Origin of the sequence: Anaerotignum sp. (assembly GCF_045122575.1) — a bacterium.
Taxonomy (GTDB): domain Bacteria; phylum Bacillota; class Clostridia; order Lachnospirales; family Anaerotignaceae; genus Anaerotignum_A.
In genome coordinates this window covers 1-6,175 of record NZ_JBGVHV010000063.1, presented here as the reverse complement: position 1 = coordinate 6,175, position 6,175 = coordinate 1, and the positions used below count along the sequence as shown (strand labels likewise).

The following is a 6,175-nucleotide window of genomic DNA, read 5'->3' as shown; positions in this document are numbered from 1 at the left end:
TATATGAGCAAAAAAATCGTACTGACAGGGGGCGGCACAGCCGGCCACGTTACTCCCAATCTGGCACTTCTGCCCTATCTGAAAGCGGAAGGCTACGAAATCGTTTATATCGGCTCTGAAAAAGGGATCGAAAGAACCCTGATCGAAGCGGAAGGAATCCCTTACTACAGTATTTCCACAGGGAAGCTGCGCCGTTACCTTTCCAAGGAAAATATCAAGGATATGTTCCGCGTGGTAAAAGGCATTGCGGAAGCGAAAAAACTCATCAGAAAACTGAAACCAGATCTGGTATTTTCCAAGGGCGGTTTTGTTGCGGTTCCCGTTGTTCTGGGGGCAAAAAGCAACAACGTACCTGTCATCATTCATGAATCCGACATCACCCCTGGTCTGGCAAATAAAATCGCCATGCCCTCCGCAAGGGTGGTATGTTCCACTTTCCCCGAAACACTGCAGTATGTGCCCAAGGGCAAAGGCGTTCACACAGGCACCCCCATCCGTAAGGAACTCTTTGAGGGGGACAGAGAAAAAGGTCTGGCAGCATGTAAATTTACAGGGGAAAAACCTGTGCTCTTGATGATGGGCGGTTCTTTGGGCGCGGTAAAACTGAACAACTGCCTGAGAGAGATCCTGCCGGAACTGGTGAAGACGTTTGACGTGATCCACCTGTGCGGCAAGGGCAATCTGGATGCACACCTGAGAGAACAGGAAGGCTATATGCAGTTCGAATATGTTTCCGACGGGCTGAATGATCTCTTTGCAGCGGCAGACTTCATCGTTTCCCGCGCGGGCAGCAATTCCATCTCCGAATTCCTTGCTCTGAAAAAACCTCACCTGCTGATTCCTCTGAGCGCAAGAGCTAGCCGCGGTGACCAGATCCTCAATGCGGCTTCCTTCGAAAAACAGGGCTTTGCAAGGGTGCTGGATGAGGATGAAATGACTGCGGAAAGCATGCAGAAAGAAATTTTTGCCCTGTATGAAAACAAGGAAAAATATGTTTCCGCCATGGAACATGCGGCTACAGGGGACGGCGTGGAAGCCGTTATGACACAGATCAGAGTTCTGATGGGCTGAGATTTAAGAAACTCTTAAGAATCGCGAAATTGACATGGTTTTGCAGGCGGGAGTAAAATAAAAAGAGACCAGACAGAAAAAATCACCGCAAACAGGAGGAAAGGAATATGAAAAAAAGAGTTATGACACTGGCACTGGCAGCAGTGATGGCCTTCGGTATGGCAGGCTGCGGCGGCAGCACAGCGGCAGAAAATAACGATACCAAAACAGAAACAAACGTGGACACAAAAACCATCCTGCAGGCACAGATGCCCGAGGAAGGCGAAGAGATCGCAGTGATCAAAACTTCCGAAGGTGTGGTGAAGATGCGTTTCTTCCCCGAAGAAGCGCCCAAGGCAGTGGAAAACTTCAAAACACTGGCAAAGGACGGCTATTATGATGGCCTGCTGTTCCATCGTGTCATCGAAGATTTCATGGTGCAGACAGGTGACCCCAAAGGCGATGGCACAGGCGGCGAAAGCTGCTGGGGCGAATCTTTCGAAGATGAAATTTCCCCCAGATTGCATTACTATAAAGGTGCAGTGGCCATGGCAAACAGAGGCCCTTCCACTAACGGCAGCCAGTTCTTTATCGTACAGCAGGGCACAGTGATGGAAGAAGCCCTGAAACAGATCGAAGAAGCAAGAGATACCAACGACGGCGAATTGGGTATGACACTGACAGATGGCAACTATTATACCTTTGGTCAGATCTTCCCCGATGAAGTGCTGAATTACTATAGAGAAGTGGGCGGCGCGGTTCATCTGGAATATGCGTTTGGCAACCCTTACAGCGTTTTTGGTCAGGTGTTTGAAGGTCTGGATGTGGTCGATGCCATCGCGGCAGCGGAAACAGACGAAGCGGATAAACCCGTCAAGGATATCACCATCGAAAGCATTACATTTGAAAGCTATGCAGCACAGTAAGGGAAGGAAGTAGGAGTATGAAAAAAAGGATCCTGATGATGTTTCTGGCAGCTTTTGCGGCAGTGGGCATGACAGCCTGCGGCGGAAAAGATGTGGAAACACAGGAAGTAGATTATGATATGACATTTGAAAACCAGACCGGCATCAACGTTTCCAAACTGGAGATCCGCTATGCGGAAGATGCGGACTGGTCTGAAATCGCCCTGACAGACGGCGAATGGAAAAACAGTTATCAGATGCCTGTTTCCATGCAGGGGCAGATGCCTGTGGCAGAAGATGGCTGGCAGGTGCAGATGACCTTTGCGGACAGTGATTCTCAGAAGGTGTGGGACGGCGTGGAATTTGACGATGATGTGATCCTGACCTTCGCGCTGGATGAGGATATGGAACCTGTGGTGACCAGTGGTGCATCCGCTCCTGCGGAAGATATTGCTGAAACAGAAGCGCTGACAGAAGATCTGACAGCGGAAACAGAAGAATAAGAAAAACGGAGGGCGTTTGGGAAACCGAACGCCTTTTGATATTTGAAAAACAGTGGTAATTCTGCGATTTTTGTTGCAAACTACCTGAAAAAATAGTATTATTTGAAAGAATGGAGTATTCTGTACAAAATTAAGAATTTAAAGATATCAAAGGAGAGAATCAACATGAGTTTATATGAAAGCTGGATCAAAAAAGCATTTACACAGGAAGGCCACAGCGTAGAAGAAATCTGGGCTGATTACCTGCCCAGAGAACAGAAGATCTACGAATACATCATCGGTGAAAAAGTAGAAAAAATCGAAGGCAAAGTTTCCGAACTGGCTGCAAAATTCGATATGACAGACGAAATGATCGTTGCATTCATCGATGGTCTGAATGCTTCCCTGGAAACAGAATTCGATATGGAATCCCTGACAGCAGACAGCGATGTTTGCATCAACATCAATTTCGAAAAACTGTTCAAACTGATGGTAGAATACAAAGCAGAACACCTGTACACACTGCCTCAGTGGGACGGCATCTATGATGCAGAAACAAAGAAAAGACTGACACTGGAACAGAAAAATGCAAGAACAGTAGTAAAAGGCGAAAAAATCGGCCGTAACGATCCCTGCCCTTGCGGTTCCGGCAAAAAATACAAAAAATGTTGCGGTGCAAACGCGTAAGGAGCAGACAATGAAAACGATACTGGCAAAGGTCGACCTGAGCCAGCCGGATTCCGCAGAAGTCATTCAGACAGCTGCAAAAATTTTGCAGGAAGGGGGTCTGGTGGCTTTCCCCACAGAAACGGTTTATGGTCTGGGCGGAAACGGACTGGACAGTGCGGCCTGTGAAAAAATCTATCTTGCAAAGGGGCGTCCTTCGGACAACCCCCTCATCCTTCATATTTCCGAATTTGAGGAACTGGAGCCCATCGTCAGGGAGGTTTCCCCTGCGGCGCAGAAGCTGATGGATGCCTTCTGGCCCGGCCCGCTGACTATGGTTTTCCCCAAGGCGGACATTGTGCCTGAAAAGGCAACCGGTGGTCTGGATACGGTAGCGGTGCGCTTCCCCAGCCATCCTGTGGCAAGGGCTATCATCCGTGCGGCGGGTCTGCCCATTGCGGCACCCAGCGCAAATTCCTCCGGTAAGCCCAGCCCCACAAGGGCATCCCATGTGGAGTTTGACTTAAATGGCAAGATCGACATGATCGTAGACGGCGGTGCGGCGGAATGGGGTCTGGAATCCACCATCGTGGATGTTTCCGGCGAAGTTCCCATGATTTTGCGTCCTGGTGCGGTTACAAAGGAAATGATGGAAGAAGTGGTAGGAACGGTGGAGATCGATCCTGCCATTCTGAAAAAGCCTGCGGCAGACTTAAAGCCAAAGGCACCGGGTATGAAATATACCCATTATTCTCCCAAGGCAGAAGTGATTCTGGTGAAGGGGGAAACCAAAGCCGTTGTGGATGAGATCAATCGTCTGGCGGCGGAGGATATGGCCCATGGATATAAGACAGGCGTGATGGCTACAGAGGAAACCAAAGACCTCTACAAGGCTGATATCGTCCTTTCTCTGGGCAGCAGAGAACGACCCGAACAGATCGGGGCGAACCTGTTCAAATTTTTGAGAAAATTCGATTTTCTGGGAGCAGAAAGGGTCTATTCCGAAGTGTTTTCCGAAGAAGGCGAAGGATTGGCTATCATGAACCGTCTGAATAAGGCGGCAGGCTACCAGACGATCGATCTGGATGAAAGATAAAAAGGAAAAGGAGTGTTTCAATATGTTAGCACTGGGTTGTGATCACGGCGGTTATCCCCTGATGAAAGAAGTGATTGATTATCTGGAAAAGAACGGTATCGAATATAAAAACTTCGGTACATATTCCGATGCATCCGTAGACTATCCTGCATACGGCAAAGCAGTTGCAAATGCAGTAGCGAGCGGTGAATGCGAACAGGGTATCCTGATCTGCGGTACAGGGATCGGTATTTCCATCGCAGCAAACAAAGTAAAAGGTATTCGTTGTGCGCTGTGCGGTGATGTTTTCTCTGCAAAGGCAACAAGAGAACATAACGATGCAAACATTCTTGCCATGGGTGCAAGGGTCACAGGCCCTGGTCTGGCCCTGGAAATCGTAAAAGCTTTCCTGGAAACACCCTTCTCCAATGACGAACGCCACATCAGAAGAATCAACCAGATCGAAGACTAAGAGGTGACAGTATGAGCAAATTATTTGTATCTGAACATCCCCTGATCCATACCAAAATGGCAATGCTGAGAAATCAGGAAACCGGTACAAAGGAATTCCGCGAAATCATCGGGGAAGTGGCATCTCTGCTGTTTTACGAAGCAACCAGAGAACTGCCCCTGACAGAGGTAACTGTGCAGACACCCATTGCGGAAGCGCAGTGTAAAACCATCGATACCAAACTGGCGATCGTACCTATCCTGCGTGCAGGCATCGGTATGACAGACGGTATCCTGAATCTGGTTCCTACCACAAAGATCGGCCATATCGGTCTGTATCGTAACGAAGAAACACTGGAACCTGTGGAATATTACTGCAAACTGCCCGCAGACGTGGAAGAAAGAACTGTGCTTCTGACAGACCCTATGCTGGCAACGGGCGGTTCTGCAGACATGGCGATTGATGCCCTGAAAAAACGCGGTGTGAAAAAAATCATTTTCCTGTGCATTCTGGCTGCCCCCGATGGTGTGGAAAGACTGCAGAAAAACCATCCCGATGTAGATATCTATGCAGCGGCGTATGATAATGAGCTGAACGAACACGGCTATATCGTACCCGGTCTGGGTGATGCCGGTGACCGTATCTTCGGTACAAAATAATTTTTTCACTCGAAAGAGGAGAGATCTAGTTTGACAGAACATAACTGGCTGCTGTATATTGCAGCCTTCGCATGCGCCTTTGCCATCACTCTGGTGACAACGCCCTTCGCAAAGTGGATGTCCATCAAATGCGGTGCCATTGACTATCCGAAGGACAGAGGCGTGCATAAAAAACCAATGCCCCGTATGGGCGGGGTTGCCATCGTACTGGGCTTTATTATTACAGTGCTGATGGTATATCATTTTGATAAGAGCATGAATGCCAGACAGTTTGCAGGCTTTCTCGTTGGCGCCCTTATGATCGCAGGTCTGGGTGTGGTGGATGATATGAAAAACCTGCCTGCGAAGCTGAAATTCTGTGTACAGATCCTGGCAGCGCTGGTCGTTATCATGTCCGGCACCCGTATTCAGGTGGTGCTCTGGCCTGTAACGGCATATCTGCAGAAATTTTCCATCCCCATCACACTGGTCTGGATCGTTGGCGTGACAAACGCCGTGAATCTGATCGATGGTCTGGATGGTCTTGCGGCAGGGGTTACATCTATCGCGGCGCTGAGCCTGATGGTGCTTTGCATTATGACAGGTTCCACTACTGCAGTTGTGCTGACAGCGGCACTGGCAGGTGCGTGTCTGGGATTCCTTCCCAGAAACTTCAACCCCGCAGAGATCTTCATGGGCGATACCGGCTCCACATTCCTTGGCTTTGTGCTGGCAGTGACCAGTATCCTCGGGGTGTTCAAGGGCTATGCCTTGCTGGCTATGATCGTCAGCGTTCTGTGTGTTGGCCTGCCTGTGTTTGATACTATCTGCGCGATGCTGCGCCGTATGGCGAAAAACCAGCCCATCATGCAGGCGGACAGAGGACATCTGCACCATAAACTGATCGA

The 6,175-nt window shown here is 49.2% G+C and carries 8 protein-coding genes; all 8 read left to right on the top strand.

The window, feature by feature from the left end; genetic code table 11:
• Nucleotides 1–3: 3 nt before the first annotated feature.
• Nucleotides 4–1,071, top strand: a complete 1,068-nt coding sequence (locus ACJMLT_RS02920; protein ID WP_405726340.1) for an undecaprenyldiphospho-muramoylpentapeptide beta-N-acetylglucosaminyltransferase — start codon at nt 4–6, stop codon at nt 1,069–1,071.
• A 107-nt stretch (nt 1,072–1,178) separates the two neighbouring features.
• Entirely contained in the window at nt 1,179–1,976 is a 798-nt protein-coding gene (locus ACJMLT_RS02915; RefSeq protein ID WP_405726337.1) for a peptidylprolyl isomerase, read from the top strand.
• 17 nt (nt 1,977–1,993) lie between these two features.
• Nucleotides 1,994–2,458, top strand: a complete 465-nt coding sequence (locus ACJMLT_RS02910) for a hypothetical protein (RefSeq protein ID WP_405726334.1) — start codon at nt 1,994–1,996, stop codon at nt 2,456–2,458.
• A gap of 165 nt (nt 2,459–2,623) precedes the next feature.
• Entirely contained in the window at nt 2,624–3,124 is a 501-nt protein-coding gene (locus ACJMLT_RS02905; RefSeq protein WP_405726331.1) for an SEC-C metal-binding domain-containing protein, read from the top strand.
• Nucleotides 3,125–3,134: 10 nt separating this feature from the next.
• Nucleotides 3,135–4,199 carry an L-threonylcarbamoyladenylate synthase gene (locus ACJMLT_RS02900; protein ID WP_405726328.1) on the top strand — a complete coding sequence of 355 codons (1,065 nt, stop codon included), beginning with the start codon at nt 3,135–3,137 and terminating at the stop codon, nt 4,197–4,199.
• 22 nt (nt 4,200–4,221) lie between these two features.
• Nucleotides 4,222–4,650 (top strand): ribose 5-phosphate isomerase B, encoded by a 429-nt coding sequence (rpiB, locus tag ACJMLT_RS02895; RefSeq protein WP_405726325.1) that lies wholly within the window; start codon nt 4,222–4,224, stop codon nt 4,648–4,650.
• A gap of 11 nt (nt 4,651–4,661) precedes the next feature.
• Nucleotides 4,662–5,288 (top strand): uracil phosphoribosyltransferase, encoded by a 627-nt coding sequence (gene upp / locus ACJMLT_RS02890; RefSeq protein WP_405726322.1) that lies wholly within the window; start codon nt 4,662–4,664, stop codon nt 5,286–5,288.
• A 30-nt stretch (nt 5,289–5,318) separates the two neighbouring features.
• A partial coding sequence (locus ACJMLT_RS02885; RefSeq protein WP_405726319.1) for an MraY family glycosyltransferase occupies nt 5,319–6,175 on the top strand: 857 nt, incomplete at its 3' end.